At 73.1% G+C, this 16,134-nt stretch carries 15 protein-coding genes; 5 read left to right on the forward strand and 10 right to left on the reverse strand.

Translation table 11 applies throughout. The features are described 5' to 3' along the window. Positions 1–25 precede the first annotated feature (25 nt). From AB0C17_RS13640 to AB0C17_RS13660, 5 genes are all read right to left on the reverse strand, one after another. The gene (locus AB0C17_RS13640; protein ID WP_357478629.1) at positions 26–1,135 is read right to left on the reverse strand and encodes a glycosyltransferase family 39 protein; all 1,110 of its coding nucleotides are present in this window, start codon (positions 1,133–1,135) and stop codon (positions 26–28) included. Positions 1,136–1,341: 206 nt separating this feature from the next. Next, positions 1,342–3,666, reverse strand: a complete 2,325-nt coding sequence (locus AB0C17_RS13645) for a glycoside hydrolase family 3 N-terminal domain-containing protein (protein WP_357478633.1) — start codon at positions 3,664–3,666, stop codon at positions 1,342–1,344. 39 nt (positions 3,667–3,705) lie between these two features. Then, entirely contained in the window at positions 3,706–4,572 is an 867-nt protein-coding gene (locus AB0C17_RS13650; RefSeq protein ID WP_357478636.1) for a carbohydrate ABC transporter permease, read from the reverse strand. Continuing rightward, complete coding sequence (locus tag AB0C17_RS13655) at positions 4,569–5,567, reverse strand: sugar ABC transporter permease (protein WP_357478639.1); 999 nt, start codon at positions 5,565–5,567, stop codon at positions 4,569–4,571. The genes AB0C17_RS13650 and AB0C17_RS13655 overlap by 4 nt, the downstream gene beginning before the upstream one ends. After that, positions 5,564–6,874: an extracellular solute-binding protein gene (locus AB0C17_RS13660; protein WP_357467731.1), complete on the reverse strand. Its 1,311-nt coding sequence runs from the start codon at positions 6,872–6,874 to the stop codon at positions 5,564–5,566. The genes AB0C17_RS13655 and AB0C17_RS13660 overlap by 4 nt, the downstream gene beginning before the upstream one ends. Positions 6,875–7,009: 135 nt before the next feature. Here AB0C17_RS13660 and AB0C17_RS13665 point away from each other — a divergent pair, with 135 nt between their 5' ends. Both AB0C17_RS13665 and AB0C17_RS13670 read left to right on the forward strand, forming a co-directional pair. Beyond that, the gene (locus AB0C17_RS13665; protein WP_357467733.1) at positions 7,010–8,014 is read left to right on the forward strand and encodes a LacI family DNA-binding transcriptional regulator; all 1,005 of its coding nucleotides are present in this window, start codon (positions 7,010–7,012) and stop codon (positions 8,012–8,014) included. Between the two features lie 215 nt (positions 8,015–8,229). Next, positions 8,230–9,423 (forward strand): endo-1,4-beta-xylanase, encoded by a 1,194-nt coding sequence (locus AB0C17_RS13670; protein ID WP_357478642.1) that lies wholly within the window; start codon positions 8,230–8,232, stop codon positions 9,421–9,423. Between the two features lie 70 nt (positions 9,424–9,493). Here the strand turns inward: AB0C17_RS13670 and AB0C17_RS13675 are convergent, their stop codons facing one another. From AB0C17_RS13675 to AB0C17_RS13690, 4 genes are all read right to left on the reverse strand, one after another. Then, positions 9,494–10,054 carry a hypothetical protein gene (locus AB0C17_RS13675; protein WP_357478645.1) on the reverse strand — a complete coding sequence of 187 codons (561 nt, stop codon included), beginning with the start codon at positions 10,052–10,054 and terminating at the stop codon, positions 9,494–9,496. A gap of 37 nt (positions 10,055–10,091) precedes the next feature. Next, positions 10,092–10,658, reverse strand: coding sequence for a hypothetical protein (locus tag AB0C17_RS13680; protein WP_357467739.1), 567 nt, complete (start codon positions 10,656–10,658; stop codon positions 10,092–10,094). A gap of 68 nt (positions 10,659–10,726) precedes the next feature. Next, complete coding sequence (locus AB0C17_RS13685) at positions 10,727–11,440, reverse strand: hypothetical protein (protein WP_357467742.1); 714 nt, start codon at positions 11,438–11,440, stop codon at positions 10,727–10,729. After that, positions 11,433–12,044 (reverse strand): RNA polymerase sigma factor, encoded by a 612-nt coding sequence (locus AB0C17_RS13690; protein ID WP_357383018.1) that lies wholly within the window; start codon positions 12,042–12,044, stop codon positions 11,433–11,435. The genes AB0C17_RS13685 and AB0C17_RS13690 overlap by 8 nt, the downstream gene beginning before the upstream one ends. A 40-nt stretch (positions 12,045–12,084) precedes the next feature. Here AB0C17_RS13690 and AB0C17_RS13695 point away from each other — a divergent pair, with 40 nt between their 5' ends. Continuing rightward, positions 12,085–13,659: an FMN-binding glutamate synthase family protein gene (locus AB0C17_RS13695; RefSeq protein WP_357467745.1), complete on the forward strand. Its 1,575-nt coding sequence runs from the start codon at positions 12,085–12,087 to the stop codon at positions 13,657–13,659. 54 nt (positions 13,660–13,713) lie between these two features. Further along, the gene (locus AB0C17_RS13700) at positions 13,714–14,916 is read left to right on the forward strand and encodes a sugar efflux transporter (RefSeq protein WP_357467748.1); all 1,203 of its coding nucleotides are present in this window, start codon (positions 13,714–13,716) and stop codon (positions 14,914–14,916) included. A 7-nt stretch (positions 14,917–14,923) separates the two neighbouring features. Here the strand turns inward: AB0C17_RS13700 and AB0C17_RS13705 are convergent, their stop codons facing one another. After that, positions 14,924–15,574: a class I SAM-dependent methyltransferase gene (locus AB0C17_RS13705; protein WP_357478648.1), complete on the reverse strand. Its 651-nt coding sequence runs from the start codon at positions 15,572–15,574 to the stop codon at positions 14,924–14,926. Positions 15,575–15,773: 199 nt separating this feature from the next. Here AB0C17_RS13705 and AB0C17_RS13710 point away from each other — a divergent pair, with 199 nt between their 5' ends. Further along, a complete protein-coding gene (locus AB0C17_RS13710; protein ID WP_357467755.1) occupies positions 15,774–16,088 on the forward strand; it encodes a rhodanese-like domain-containing protein in 315 nt (104 codons plus the stop codon). Positions 16,089–16,134: the final 46 nt, after the last annotated feature.

Below are 16,134 nucleotides of genomic sequence, written 5' to 3' on the forward strand. Positions count from 1 at the left end.
GCAGACATCGCCCGTTCGTCGACAGTCACGACGGGAGCTGCGCCGCCACCGCGAGCAGCGCGACGAGCGCCGGCACGGCGAGGGTGCCGGCGGCCCGCGCCCGGGACAGGGCGACACCGGCGAGCACCGCCCAGGCCGGCACCGTGAACAGCAGGTTCACCGCCGACCAGACCGGCACGACCTGCGCCAGCGCCAGCAGGCCGAGCGCCGGCACCAGCGCCCAGGCGGTGCAGGCCGCCGCCGCGTACCGCAACGGCAGACTGAACAGGGCCAGCCCGGCCAGCACGCCACCGAGCGCGGCGACGCCGAACAGATCCCCGGGCGTGGCCGCCAGCACGGCGGCACCGGGTCGCACGCCGGACGCCAGGTGCCCGCCGGCGCGCAGGCCGACGGCGAGCAGCGCGGCGACCGGGAGCAGCCCGGCGGCCACGGCGGCCAGCCAGCGGACGGCGGCACGACGGCGGAACGCCAGCACCACCCAGCCGTGCCCGGCGAGCAGCAGCAGCGCCACCGGCTGACACAGGCCCAGCAGCAGCACCGCGCCCGCGTAGGGCACCAGCCGCCGCGGGCGCGGCCGGTCGAGCGCGGGCAGCAGCAGCCAGGTGGCGAGCACTGCGGCGAGGACCGCCAGAGCGTACGGCTGCGCCTCCCGCGCGTACCGGATCGAGGTCGGCAGCACCGCGAAGATCACCCCGGCCGGCAGGCCGGCGGCGGGTGTGGCGATCCGGGCGGCGAGCGCGCCGACGAGCGCCGCGGCGCCGGCCATGGCCAGCAGCGACGGTACGCGCAGCGCGAGGTCCGCCGCTCCGGCCAGCTCCGCCCAGCCGCGCATGAGCAGGTGGTACGGCGCGAGTGCGACATCGTCACCGGTCAGCGCGGCGCCGACGCCCGGCCGGGGCGACGTGACCGCGCTCCGGGTGACCAGTTCTCCGGCGCTCGGTCCCGACGCGGTGATCCGGACGGCGCCGAGCGCGCCCATCAGCGCCGCCGGCACCAGCCACGCCGCGATGCGCCACCACGCCTGCGCGGCGGTGGCGGACCGGGGGGTGGCCCGGCGCGGCCGGTCCTCGCCCCACGGGTCCTCGACCGGGGCGTCCCCGAGCCGGGGCAGGACCATGGTGTCCGCGTCCATCATCGTGACTCACGCATCCCTGTGGGTGCCGGCGACCGGGGCCCAGCCGGCCGGACGGCGGGACGCGGCCCGCGCATGGCGGGCGGCGCCGGACGTCCCGGCTCACGGGCTGGGTGACATCCTGGAGCCTACTGAGTCAAAAACAACATAACGCCAATATGAGCTGAAAGAGCCCGCCGGCCGCCCCGTGGACGACCGGCGGGCCCGGCTCAGCGGAGAGCGGTGGTCGTCCAGCGGGGCGAGTCGGCGGTGATCGCGGCGGTCTCGCCGGTCAGCGTCGTCCGCGCCTGAGCGTCGCGCCTGGCGCTCGTGCCGACCCAGACGTCCACCTCCCCGGGCTCGACCACGCGGCTGAGCGCGCGGTCGGTGAGCGCCAGCCGCGTGGTGGGCACGGTCAGCTCGACGGTGACCGAGGCACCCGGCTCCAGGCGCACCCGCCGGTAGCCGAGCAGCTGCGCCACCGGCCGGGTCACCGAGGCGACCAGGTCGCGGCCGTAGAGCTGCACCACGTCGTCACCGGCGACCGGGCCGGTGTTCGTCACGCGCACCGACACCCGCAGTTCCCCGTCGGTCGGCACCTCGGCCGGCACGGTCAGGTCGGCGTACGCGAACGTGGTGTAGGACAGCCCGTGGCCGAACGGCGCCACCGGCGTCGCCGGCAGGTTGGTGCCGTTCATGCCCTCCCCCAGCTCGGGGTGCAGGTACGAGTACGGCTGCGCGCCGGCCGAGCCGGGCAGGCTGACCGGCAGCCGGCCGGACGGGTTGACCCGCCCGGAGAGCACGCCCGCGATCGCGCCGGCGCCCTCCTCGCCGGGGAAGAACGTCTGCACCACCGCCGCGCACCGGGTCAGCGCCCAGCCCAGCGCGTACGGGCGGCCGGTGAGCAGCACCAGCACGACGGGCGTTCCGGTGTCCAGCACCGCCTCGACCAGCTGGCGCTGCACACCGGGCAGCTCCAGGTCGTCCCGGTCGCACCCCTCGCCCACGGTGCCCCGGCCGAAGAGGCTGGCGTGGTCGCCGACCACGAGGACCGCCACGTCGGCGGCGGACGCGGCGGCGACCGCCTCGTCGAAGCCGGACCGGTCCGCCGAGTCCACCTCGCAGCCGGCCGCGAAGGTGACCCGGTCGGCGCCCAGCTCGGCGCGGACCGCCTCCAGCACGGTCGGCACCTCGAAGCCGGTCTCCACGCCCGGGTGGTGGGCCAGCACGTGGTTGAGGAACGAGTAGCAGCCGAACAACGCGCCCTGCCGGTCGGCGTTCGGGCCGACGACCGCCACCCGGCGGCCCGCCGGCAGCGGGAGCACGCCCTCGTTGGCGACCAGGACGACGGACTCCTCGGCGAGCCGGCGCGCGATCGCCCGGTGCTCCGGCGAGTCGAGGTCGATCGCGCCCGGCGGCTCGTCGTCGAACGTCGCGTCGAGCAGCCCGAGTTCCTGCTTCTGCCGCAGCACGCGCAGCACCGCCCGGTCGACGAGCGCCTCGTCCAGCTTGCCGGCCCGCACCGTCTCGGTCAGGGTCAGGTAGGCGTCGCCGGTGGGCAGTTCGATGTCGACGCCCGCGCTCAGCGCCTGCACCGCGGCCTCGGCGTTGTCGGCCGCGACGTGGTGCAGCAGGTTGAGGAACGCGACGCCGTAATAGTCGGCCACCACCGTCCCGTCGAAGCCCCACCGGTCCCGCAGCAGGTCGGTGAGCATCGTCGGATCGGCGGCGACCGGCACGCCGTCGACCTCCGCGTACGAGTGCATGACGCTGCGCGCGTCGCCGTCCCGGATCGCCATCTCGAACGGCGGCAGCAGCACGTCGGCGAGTTCCCGGGGGCCGGCGTGCACCGGGCCGAAGTTGCGCCCGGCCCGTGAGGCGGAGTACCCGGCGAAGTGCTTCAGCGTGGCGAGCACGCCCTGCGACTGGAGTCCCCGCACGTACGAGGTGCCGATGGTGCCGACGAGGTAGGGGTCCTCGGCGATGCACTCGTCGACCCGGCCCCACCGCGGATCCCGGATCACGTCCAGCACCGGGGACAGGCCCTGGTGGATGCCGAGCGCGCGCATCGAGGCCCCGATCGCCGACGCCATCTCGGCGACCAGGTCCGGGTCGAACGCCGCACCCCAGGCCAGCGGCGTCGGGAAGGTGGCCGCCTTCCACGCCGACAGGCCGGTCAGGCACTCCTCGTGCACGATCGCCGGGATGCCCAGCCGGGTGCCGGTCACCAGGTCCCGCTGGAACTTCCACAGCCAGACCGCGCGGGCCGCTGCGTCGACCGGACGGGTGCCGTAGGGGCGGGTGAGGTGACCCAGCCCGTGCCGGGAGAAGTCGTCGAGCCGGCCGGTGTCGGCGAACTCGCCCTGCAGGGGCGCGACCGCCTCGCCGTCCTCCTTCTCCCAGAACCCGACGAGCTGCGCGATCTTCTCCTCGATCGTCATGCGAGCGAGCAGTTCCCGTACGCGCGTCTCGGGGTCGTGGCCGTCCGGCCGGTCGTGGTCCGGACCCGCCTGAGCCGGCGCCGGCCCGTCCACCACCGCATGGACCTCTGTCATGGTGTGCCTTTCCACTGGTTGTGCTGGTACCGCTGCCGCTCAGCCCTTGACCGCGCCCTGGAGGCCGCCCACGATCTGCTTCTCCGCGAGGGTGAAGAACAGCAGCGCCGGCAACATCGCCAGCGAGGTGAAGGCGAGGACGCCCGCGGTGTCGGTGGTGTACTGGCTGGAGAAGTTCTGCACCCCCAGCGGCAGGGTGTGCAGGTTGACGTCCCCGAGGACGAGCAGCGGCAGCAGGAACGCGTTCCAGCTCGCCACGAACGCGAGGATGCCGACGGTGACGACCGCGGGCCGCGACAGCGGCAGCACGATCCGCCAGAGGAAGCCGAGCCGGCCGGCGCCGTCGATGGCGGCCGCGTCCTCCAGCTCCCGCGGGATGGCCGACAGGAACGGCCGCAGGATGACGATCGTCAGCGGCAACGAGAAGGCCACCTGCGGAAGGATCACCGCGTAGTAGGAGTTGATCAGGTTGAGGTCGCGCAGCATGAGGTACAGCGGCAGGATCGCCGCGCCGGCCGGGAACAGCAGGCCGAGGGTGAAGAAGGTGTAGAGCCCTTCGCGGCCCCGGAACGTGTAGCGGGCGAGTACGAACGCGGCGCCCATGCCGAGCACCACCACGCCGAGCGTGGTCCCGAAGGCGACCACAGCGCTGTTGAACGCCTGCTTCCAGAAGTCGCTCTGGGTCAGCACCCGGTAGTAGTTGTCCCAGACCCACGGGTCCGGCAGGCCGGCCGGGTCGTCCACGATCTGCGGCGTGGTCCGGAAACCGCCGACGACGACGTACACGACGGGCGCGATCGACACGGCCGCCACCGCGAGCGCCAACGCGTACGTCAGCGGCGAGCTCCACTGCACCGGCCGGCGCCCGGCCGAGGGGGCGGATACGGAGTTCACGGCCACTGTCACTTCCCCTTCCGGGTGATGGCGCCCTCGATGTCCCGGCGGAGCAGGAAACGCTGGAACAGCAGCGCCGCGACGAACGAGATGGCGAACAGGATCACGGCCACCGCGTTGCCGTAGCCCCAGAGCCGGGCGAAGAAGCCGTTGTCCACCATGTACGTGGCCATGGTGGCCGAGGCGCCGAGGGAGCGCACCGCGGGCACCGAGGTCACCCAGATCATGTCGAAGACCTGCAACGAGCCGATCATCGACAGGAACATCCAGATCCGGATGGTGGGGCCGAGCAGCGGCAGCGTGACGTGCCGCTGGATCTGCCACCAGCTCGCGCCGTCGATCTCCGCCGCCTCGTTGAGTTCCTGCGGCACGTTCGACAGGCCGGCGAGCAGCAGGATGATGGCGAAGCCGACGTACTTCCAGGTGAGGACGAACAGCAGGGTCCAGATCACCACGTCGAGGTCGGCCAGCCACGCCTGCACCAGGCCGCCCATCCCGATCGACTGCAGCAGCGCGTCGAGCGTGCCGTTCTCGGTCAGGATCAGCTTCCACATGATGCCGACGGTGACCTCGGCCAGCACGTACGGCACGAACACCAGCAGGCGGAACGCCGAGCGGCCGCGGAAGCGGCGGTTGAGCAGCAGGGCGATGCCGAGCGCGACCGGCCCCTGGATCAGCAGCGACCCGAACACGATGATCGCGTTGTTGCGCAGCGCGTCGAGGAAGATCGGGTCCTGGAAGGCGAGCGTGTAGTTGCGGAAGCCGACGTACTCGGTGGGCGGGCCGACGCCGCGCCAGCGGAACAGGCTGTAGTAGAACGCGAAGCCCATCGGCACCAGCACGAACATCACGTAGATGACGATCGCGGGCGTGGTCAGACCGATGATCTCGTACCACTTGCGACGGGTCTCGGCGCGGCGGGAGGCGGCCCGTGCGCCGGGCCGGAGGCCCGCCGGCGGCGCTTGCGCGCCGACGGCGGGCGTACGGGTCTGCGATGCGGACGTCACTTGCTTGCGGCCGCCTTCATGGCCGAGACGACCTTCTCAGGTGTCCCGTTGCCGGCGAAGATCGCGACGATCGCGTCGTTCATCGCGGTGCCGACGGTGCTGCCGAAGGCCGTGTCCAGCCAGAGCTGCACGTAGGTGGCCGAGGAGGTGGACTCCAGGATGGACTTCAGCGCCGGGTCGGTGACGCCGTCGGCCGCGCCCTTGGCGACGGGCAGGCCGGTGCCGGTGGCGGCGTAGCCCTTCTGCACCTCGGGGCTGACGAGGTACTTGAGGAACTCGACGCACTCGGCCGGGGCGTTCTTGGAGCAGGCGAAGCCGTCGCCGCCGCCGAGGGCCGCCTTCGGGTCACCGGCGGAACCGGAGATCGCCGGCACCGGGAACCAGCCGAGGAACTTGCCCAGGGCCGCCTTGTCGGTGGCGACGGTGTCCAGCGTGCCGCGGTTCCAGTCACCCATCAGCTCCATCGCGGCCTTGCCGTTGGCGAGCAGGCCGTTGGCGCTGGTCGGGTCGTTCTGGCCCGGCGTGGCGATGAAGTTGTTCTGGAACGGCTTGGTGTCGATGAAGGCCTTCAGGTCCTGACCGGCCTTCACGAAGCACGGGTCGTCGAAGGTCCGGTCCTTGGAGGCCTTCTTCAGCGTGTCGACCGAGCAGGCACGCAGCGCGAAGTTGTACCACCAGTGCGCCGCCGGCCACTTGTCACCGGCGCCCAGGGCGATCGGGATGACGTTGATGGCCTTGAGCTTGGTGACAGCGGTGTTGAGTTCCTCGAAGGTGGTCGGCGGCGCCGTGATGCCCGCCCGCGCGAACATGTCCTTGTTGTACCAGATGCCCTCGATGCCCATCCGGTACGGCAGGCCGTACTGCTTGCCCTCCACCTGCCAGATCTCGGCGGCGGTGCCGATGTCGGCGACCTCGCCCTTCACCTGGTCGGTGATGTCCTTGAGGTAGTCGGCCTCGACCTGCTCGCGCATCTCGCCGCCGCCCCACGCCTGGAAGACGTCCGGCGGGTCGTTGCTCAGCAGCGCGGCGGGGAGCCGGGTGCGCTGGAGCTGGTTCGTCTCGATCGCCTCGATCTCGATCTTGACGGTCGGGTGGGCGGCGGAGAAGTCCTTGGCGACCTTCTCCCAGTACGTCTTGCCGGGCCCGTCCTGCGAGGCGTTGTGCCACCAGGTCAACGTCACCGGGTTCTTGTACAGCTCGCTCTCGGCGGCCTTCTCCTCCTCGCCACCGCCACTGCACGCGGAGGCCAGCAGAGCGCTTGTCACAAACAGTGCCAGGACGGCACCAGCACGGCGCTTCATCGCCATAGATGTCTCCTCGACCACATAGCCGGGTTACCTGCGGGGGAGTTTTACAGGGCCGTAACGTGAAGTCAATCGGTATCGATAACGTTTTCGACATCGTCTTCGATCGCCCCGGGAGAGCCCTCTATCATCGTCGGCGTGGTGTTCGAGCAGCGCGTCAAGATGTCGGACGTGGCACGTACGGCCGGCGTCTCGGTGGCAACCGTATCGAAGGTTGTCAATGGCCGGTACGGCGTCGCGCAGGCCACCGTCGAGCGGGTCCAGCAGGTCATCCACGAGCTGGGGTACGAGGCCAGCCTGGGGGCGCAGAGCCTGCGCAGCCACCGCACGAACGTGCTGGGCATCCTGGTCGCCGAGTTCGAGCCGTTCTCCACCGAGCTGCTCAAGGGCGCGTCCCGGGAGGTCGCCGGCAGCGGCTACCAGCTGCTCGCCTACTCCAGCGGCGACGGCGAGGGCGCGGCCATAGGGTGGGAGCGGCGCTCGCTGGCCCGGCTGTCCGGCACGCTCATCGACGGCGCGGTGATCGTGACGCCGACAGTGGTCGAGACCAAGCACGGCTTCCACGTGGTGGCCGTCGACCCGCACACCGGCCCGTCCGGCCTGCCCACTGTCGACTCCGACAACTTCGCCGGCGCGGTACTGGCCACCGACTACCTGCTGTCGCTGGGGCACCGGCGGATCGCGCACATCAGCGGCCGGCCCGACCTGGAGTCGGCCCGGCTGCGGGAGGCCGGGTTCCGCAAGGCGATGGCCGACGCGGGCGTGCCGGTCGACGAGCGGCTCGTGCGAGTGGGCGGGTTCCGCACCGAGACCGCCGCCAGCACCGCCGCCGAGCTGCTCGCGCTTCCCGACCGGCCGACCGCGATCTTCGCCGGCAACGACCTCTCGGCCATCTCCACACTGGACGTCGCCGGCGGCCTCGGCCTGCGCGTGCCGGACGACCTGTCGGTCATCGGCTTCGACAACATCCCGGAGTCGGCACTTGTCGACCCGCCCCTCACCACGATCCGGCAGCCGCTGCAACGCATGGGCGCCGAGTCGCTGCGCCTGCTGATCGACCTCATCGCCGGCGTCGAGCGGGACACCCACATCCAGCTCCCGACCGAGCTGGTCATCCGGGCCTCCTGCCGCCCGCTGCGCTGACCCGCCGCCGCACCCGCCGCCTCACCCGCACGGCCCAGGTGATTGACGGACGGCTATCGGCGTCCGTAATGTTTCGGGCTACTTCCGGAAGGAAGACCGGAAGTTTCGGAAGCCGCTTCGTCCACCCGGGCGCCCGCCGATCCGTTCCACGGCGCGGCGTCCCCGGCACCGTCACCGCCGGCCCCGGCCGCGCGCACCCTCCCGAGAGGAACGACATGAAGCTGAGACGCTGGCTCGCCGCCGGCACCGTCGCCGTCGCGACCGCCACCGCCCTCAACGTCGTACCCGCGACAGCCGGACGACCGTACGATCCGACCGCGCAGAGCCTGCGTGACCTGGCCAAGCGCCACGGCCTGTACGTGGGCACCGCAGTGGACATGGACACCCTCAACAACGCCGCCGAGCCGCGCTACCGCGAGCTGGCCGCGTCCGAGTTCTCCACAGTCACCGCCGAGAACGTGATGAAGTGGGAGAGCCTCGAACCCACCCGGGGCGCCTACAACTGGGGCCCGGCCGACGAGCTGGTCGAGTTCGCCCGCAAGAACAACCAGCGGGTCCGGGGCCACGTGCTGGTCTGGCACAACCAGTTGCCCGCGTGGCTGACCAGCGGCGTCGCGGACGGTTCGATCAGCAAGGCCGAGCTGCGCCAGATCCTGCGCGACCACATCACCGCCGTGGTGACCCACTTCAAGGGCAAGATCTGGCAGTGGGACGTGGTGAACGAGGCGGTCAGCGACCCCTGGGACACGCCCTCCACCCTGCACTACAAGGGGTTCTGGGCGCAGAACCTCGGCCCCGGCTACATCGCCGACGCGTTCCGCTGGGCCCGCGCCGCCGACCCGAGGGCGCTGCTGTTCTACAACGACTACAACATCGAGGCGTTCGGCTCCGGGAACCCGGCCGACGACAAGACTCAGTTCGTCTACGACATGGCCCGTGACCTGCGGGCCAAGGGCGTGCCGATCGACGGCGTGGGCGCACAGGGTCACCTGGGCACCCAGTACGGCAACTTCAGCACGCTCCAGGTGGCCGCGGCCCTGCGCAAGTTCGCCGGGCTCGGGCTGGCCACGGCCCTCACCGAGGTGGACGTGCGCAGCCAGATCACCGAGGGGGTGGAGGCGGGCGACTCCGCCGAGATCAATCCGAGGTTGCAGGCGTCGGCGGCGAACTTCAGCGTGCTGATGCAGGCCTGCCTGGCCGAGCGGCACTGCCTGTCGTTCACCCTCTGGGGATTCACCGACAAGCACTCCTGGGTGCCCGGCGCGTTCTCCGACCCGCCGGAGGGTCTGGCCACCGTGTACGACGAGAACTACCAGCCGAAGCGCGCGTACCACGAACTGAAGGCCGACCTGATCTTCTCGGGTCCGCCCTACGTACTGCCGCGCATTCCGCAGCACCCGCGCCGCTAGTCGACCGGCGCACCACGGCGGGGCCGGTCCGGTGACCGGTCCCGCCGCCGGTGTCCGGCCCGGTGCGCGCTCACGCCGCCCGGCGGCGGCCCAGTTCCGACTCCAGCCGCCCGATGAGCGTCTTGCGGGCCTTGCCGCCGCGTTCGCGGCGCAGCGCCGCGCCGAGCTGCCGGGTGTCGAGGTCGCCCATGAGCTTGACCGCCTCGGTCACCGGCAACTCGGTGATCCGCTCGGCGGCGGTGGCGTCCCGGCGGGCCCGCTTCGCCGGGCCGGTGTTCGGCACGTACTGCCGGCCCGAGCGCGACGCGCGGCGCTTGCGGGTGTCGGTGGCCCGCCGGTCCGCCTCCGACAGCTCCTCCCACGCCTGTTTGGGCAGGTAACGGCGGGTCTCGCCACCGTTGCGGGCACGCGTGTCACCGCTGCGGGTCTGCCACTGCTCGCCGCCCCAGCGTCGCAGCGAGCGCTGCCGTGCGTCCTTCGGGCCCTCGAATCCCCCGCCCGCCTTCTTGTACTCGTTCGTCAGCAGCTGCGACTTGCGGGCCGACCACTGCCCCGGCCGGCCGCCCTTGTCGGAGGCGCGGATCTCGGCCTTGAGGCGTTCGCGCAGTTCCGGCTCGGTGTACTTCGCCATGACGCAGCGTTACCCGGACCGGCAGCGGCCATGCCGGTCAGCCGGACGCCGGCCGGTAGACCAGGTCCATCGTGTCGGTGCGGCCGGACCAGTCCAGCCGCAGCCGCCAGCATCCGGCGGCCGGCAGGTCGACGATGGACGGCCCGGGCCCGCCCTCCACCTCCCGGACGACAGGGGTGCCGGTGCCGTCCCGCGTCGCGGTGATCACCAGGGGGGTGCGCGGCGCCGGGTCGGACCGGCCGGGCTCGGGGCGGGCCACCCAGAGGATCTTGTTGTTGGCGCCGTCGCCGCGCGCGTGCACCAGCGGGTACGCGAACAGGATCGCCACGATGCCGCCCCGGGCGCCGAAGACGTGCCGCACCCGGGTGTCGCCGGTGAACCCGGCGTCCGCCCAGTCCGGCAGCCGGCCGGTCTCCAGCCGCTCGGCGCAGGCCGCCGGCTCGGCCGCCTCGGTGGCGGCGGCTGACTCGGTGGCGGCGGCTGACTCGGTGGCCGGGACCGTGGCCGGGACCGTGGCCGGCGCGCCGGCCGGGACCGGTACCGGGCCGGCGCAACCGGCCAACAGCAGGACCGGCACCAGCAGGACTCTTCTCGGAACGGACATCCGGGCCTCCCCCGTCGACGACTCTCGTCCTCACGACACCGCCGGGCGCCCCGAGGTTCCCGCCGCGCTCACTCCAGGGAGGACGCGACGTCCAGCGCCTGCTCGCGGGTCAGGTCCCCCTCCAGCCGGTAGCTCACCCCGGCCCGCTCCCACATCAGCGTGGCGGCGGCCGACCGCGCGGTGGCCACCCGTTCCGTCCCCGACCGGTCCACGTACGCCAGCGCGTGCGGGCCACCGACCCAGATCGCGAACTCGCCGCCGACCTGGGTGAGCGTCACGTCCGCCCCGAGGGAACGCTTGTGGAACACGATGTCGAGCGAACCGTCGAACGCGTCCAGGCGTACCGTGCCGCCCCGGTAGAGCAGGCTGACGACCCGGTGGGCGCCGGCGCCGTCCGGATCGGCCACCAGCACGCGTTCCGGTGCGCCGAGGCGGGCCGGCACCAGGATCGGGAACCGGACCTGCCGTTGTGCCTCGGCGAGGGCGACCTGGTGCTGCGCGGGCAGCGGCGAGGGCGTACCCGTCGGCGGCGGCGCGGGGGCGGTGTCGACGACGACCCCGGAGAACCGCAGCAGCCCGGTCACCGCGTCGGCGAGCGCGGCCCGCCCCGGCGGCAGCGCCGCCACGAGCAGCACGGCGAGCGCGGCGGCCAGCGCGTACCGCCACCGGCGGCGGGGCGCGGGCGCGTCGAGCCGGGCGCGGACCCCGGCGGTGAGATCCGGCGTCCGGCCCGGCTCCAGCCATCCGGTCAGCTCCCGCAGCTCCCGTTCCAGGTCATCCACGGTGCGCCACCTCCCGGTCCAGCAGGGCCCGCAGCTTCGCCAGCGCCCGGTGGGTCCGGGACTTCGCGGTGCCCCGGGGCACCCCCAGCACTGTCGCTGTCTCCTCCTCGCCGAGGTCGAGCAGGTATCGGCAGACGATCACCTCGCGGTCCCGGACGGGCAGCCGCCGCAGCGCCCCCACCAGCGCCGTCCGGCGCTCGGCTGCCAGCACGGCGTCGAGCCCGTCGGGCACGGTGGCGCCGGCCGCGACCGGATCCGCCGTCGCGCGCAGCGTCAGCCCGTCGCGGCGGATGCGCGTCCGGTGCAGGTTCCGGCTCTCGTTGGCGACGATCGCGAGCAGCCAGGACCGGAACGACGCCTCGCCCCGGTAGCGGGACAGTTTCCGGTACGCCTTCACGAACGCCTCCTGGACCACGTCCTCGGCGTCCGGCCCGGCGCCCAGCAGCACCGCCGTCCGGTACGCGGACGCGGTGTGCCGGGCGACCAGGGCGTCGTACGCCTCCCGGTCGCCGGCGCGTACGCGGGTGACGAGCTCGTCGTCGTCCAGGGCAGCCTCCGCCGTCGGTCCGTATCCATGACACCGCCCGGGGCGGCCGGGTTCCATCAGGCGTTTGACCGGGTGCCGGGCCGGAAAGAGTGGCGGGATGAGCTGGGCGAGAAGAGCCGTACCCGCAGCCGTCGCCGCCGTCGCCGCGCTGGCGGCGCGGGACCTGCTGCAACGCGACCACGCGCTGCGCCGCAACTTCCCCGTGCTGGGCCGGGCCCGGTACCTGATCGAGTCGATCGGCCCGGAGCTGCGGCAGTACATCGTGGCCGGCAACGACGAGGAACGGCCGTTCACCCGCGACCAGCGCCGCTGGGTGTACGCCTCGGCCAAGCAGGAGAACAACTACTTCGGGTTCGGCACCGACAACGACATCGAGCACACCTCCGGCTATCCGATCATCAAGCACCGGACGTTCGGCCGGGCGGTCCCGCCGTCGACGCCGACCGCCGGGCACGACGTGACGCTGCCCTGCGCCAAGGTGCTCGGCGCGGCACGCGGCCGGGCGCGCGCGTTCCGGCCGGAGTCGGTGGTGAACATCTCCGGGATGAGCTTCGGTTCGCTGTCCGGCAACGCGGTGGAGGCGCTGAACCGGGGCGCCGCGCTGGCCGGCTGCCTGCACAACACCGGCGAGGGCGGGTTGTCGCCGTACCACCGCAACGGCGGCGAGCTGGTCTTCCAGCTCGGCACCGCGTACTTCGGCTGCCGCGACGAGCGGGGCCGGTTCAGCCTGGAACGGCTCAAGGACCTGGTGGCGTCGGCGCCGGTACGCGCGCTGGAGATCAAGCTCAGCCAGGGCGCCAAGCCCAGCCTCGGCGGCCTGCTGCCGGCCGCGAAGGTGTCCGCCGAGATCGCCGCCACCCGGGGCGTCCCGGCCGGCCGGGACTGCGTCAGCCCCTCCCGGCACGCCGAGTTCTCCGACTGCGACAGCCTGCTCGACTGGGTGGAGCTGCTCGCCGCCGAGACCGGCCTGCCGGTCGGCATCAAGTCCGCCGTCGGCGACCTGGGGTTCTGGGAGGAGCTGACCACGCTGATGCGCGACACCGGGCGCGGCGTGGACTTCGTGACCGTCGACGGCGGCGAGGGCGGCACCGGCGCCGCGCCGCTGATCTTCAGCGACTCGGTCTCGCTGCCGTTCCAGCAGGGCTTCTCCCGGGTCTACCGGACCTTCGCCGAACGCGACCTGCACGAGAAGGTGGTGTTCGTCGGCGCGGGCAAGCTCGGCCTGCCGGACAACGCGGTGGTGGCGTTCGCGCTCGGCGCGGACATGGTCAACGTCGGGCGGGAGGCGATGCTGGCGATCGGCTGCATCCAGGCGCAGAAGTGCCACACCGACACCTGCCCGACCGGCGTCGCCACGCAGAACGCCTGGCTGGCCCGGGGCCTGGACCCGGCCCGCAAGTCGGTGCGGGCCGCGAACTACATCCGGACGCTGCGCCGCGACCTGGTCAAGGTGGCCGAGGCGTGCGGCGTCGAGCATCCCGGGCTGATCGGCACCGACGCGGTGGAGATCCTCGACGGCCGTACCTCGTCGACCCCGCTGGACCGGGCGTTCGGCTACCGGCCGGAGTGGGGCATGCCGTCGGCCGCCGACCGGGCGGAGATCGTCCGGCTGATGACGGCCGAGGCGCCGCAGGGCGGCAGCGCGCCACCCTCCCCCACCGCCGTCGGCTGACCCGGCGCGGAAACCCGGTCGGCTGCCGCACCGCCACGGCGTACAGTCCGCCGCATGGCTGTGGACACGAGGCCGGCGGTACGCGCCGGGCCCTTCCGGCTGCTCCCGCTGGGTGTGGTGTTCCTGACCGTCGGCCTCTCCACCGCGGTGGTGCTGCCGTTCCTGTCGCTGTTCCTCGACCGGGAGGTCCACGCCGGTCCGGTACGGGTGACAGTGTTCCTGGTCGTCGCGCCGCTGTCCGGGGTGGTGGCGTCCGCGCTGGTCGGCCGATTGTCGGACCGCCTGCCGATCCGCCGCGCGCTGCTCGTCGGCGCCGCGCTGGCCGGTGTGGTGGGCGCTGGCCTGACCGCGTACGTCCGCGACTACTGGATCCTGCTGGGGCTCACGGCCACCGCCACGGCGCTGGCGAACTCGCTGTTCCCGCAGTCGTTCGCGTACACCCGGGCCCTGTTCGACAGGGACGATCCGGGCCGGGCCGCGTTCGGCGTCAGCCTCATGCGTACCGTGTTCTCGCTGGCCTGGGTGGCCGGGCCGGCGCTGGCCGCGGTGCTGCTCGACGTCGGCGGCTTCCGCCTGGTCTACGGCATGGCCGCCGCCATGTACGCGCTGGCCGCGCTGGTGGCCGCGTTCCGGCTGGAGGAGCTGCCGCTGCCGGCGCGGCCGGTCGCCGGCGATCCGGCCGGCGCGGCGCCCGGCCCGCCCGGCCCCTCCCGCCTGCGGCTGGCGCTGACGGCGCTCGCGTTCGTCCTGCTCCAGTGCCCGCTGACGCTCGGCGTGCAGGCGCTGCCGCTGTTCATCGACACCGAACTGAACGACGACCCCTCCCGCGCCGGGCTGGTGCTGGGCCTGTGCGCGGCGCTGGAGATCCCGCTGATGCTCGGGCTCGGCGCGCTGACCGCGCGGGTCCGGCTGCGGCCGCTGATCCTGTTCGGCGGCGGCTGCGGGGTCGCCTACTACGCGACCGCCGCGCTGGCACCGGGCGTGCCGGTGCTGCTGTTCGCGCAACCGGTGAACGCGCTGTTCATCGCCGCGGTGTCCGGCGTCGGCATCGCCTACGTGCAGGATCTGCTGCCGGGCGAGCCGGGCCGGGCCACCACGCTGTTCACAAACACGTTCCCGATCGGCGCGATGCTCGCCGGGCCGCTGCTCGGGCTCTCCGCGCAGGTCGGCTACCGGTGGGCGTACGCCCTCGCCACCGCCCTGTGCGCGGCCGGGCTGCTGGTGCTGCTGCTGACCCGGCCGACGGCCCGGGCCTGACCGGCGATCAGTGGCGCCGAACCAGGACCACGTGGTCGATCAGCTCACCAGTCTGGCCGTCCGGGCCGGTGGCGGTACGGCGCGCCGCGCCCAGCCGCTCGATGTCCCAGCCGTCCGGGTCGAGGTCCACAGCGGCCAGGATCTCCTCCGGGTCGGCGAATCGGTGGTGGCCGGTGTCGGGCCCGGCCCACGGCGGCGGCGCGCCGTGCTCGACGACGAGCAGCCGGCCGCCGGGCGCGACCGCCTCGGCCGCCGGGGGCAGCACCTTCTCCCGGGGCAGGACCAGCGGCGACTGGAAGAACTGCGCGGACACCAGGTCGTACCGGCCGGGCGGGAAGCCCTGGGTGAGGTCGTGCCGCACCGTGGTGATCCGCTCCGCCACCCCGGCCCGCTCGGCCTCCACGGCGAGGCGGTCCAGCGCGACCGACGAGATGTCCACGGCGGTGACCCGCCAGCCCCGCGACGCCAGCCACACCACGTCGCCGCCCTCACCGCTGCCGAGGTCGAGTACGGTGCCCGGGGGCAGCGTGCCGGCCACCTCGGCCAGGACCGGGTTCACCCGGCCGCTCCAGATCCGGTCCTGCTGGCCGTACCGCTCGTCCCAGAACCGGGCCGCGTCGGTGTCCGCCGGGTGCTCGTGGTGGTGGTGCCCCGTCATGTCCGCCTCCTCGCCGGCGGGCGTCTCCCGGCCGGCCTCCGCGAATCGTGCGCCGCCGCCGGCCGGACAGCAAGCAACCTTGCCGTTCCGGCAAACGCGGACACCGGACGACCGGGGGGGGGTGGCAGCCGGCCGGACGCCGCGCTACCGTCGGGAGCAGATACCCCGGGGGGTATAAGAGTCCGGAAGGAGAACACCCATGCGCGAGGTCGACCTGACCACGTTCGCCACCGCCCACGCGGACGGGGCGACGGTCATCGACGTCCGGGAGACCACCGAATACCTCGGCGGCCACGTCCCCGGCGCCCGTTGTGTGCCGCTCGGTCACCTGGCCACCCAGATGTCGCAGGTGCCCCGCACCGGCACCGTCTACGTGATCTGCGAGGCCGGCGGGCGCAGCCGGGTCGGCGCGGAGCTGCTCGAACGCGCCGGCGTCACCGCCCTGTCGGTGAGCGGCGGCACCTCGGCCTGGGTGCGCTCGGGCCGCCCGGTGACAGCCGGCAGCCGGCCGTGACCAGCCGCCCGGAGACGACGGCCGGTCCGCGTACCGGCTTCCTGCG

This window comes from Micromonospora sp. NPDC048887 (genome assembly GCF_040649715.1).
Classification (GTDB): Bacteria; Actinomycetota; Actinomycetes; order Mycobacteriales; family Micromonosporaceae; genus Micromonospora.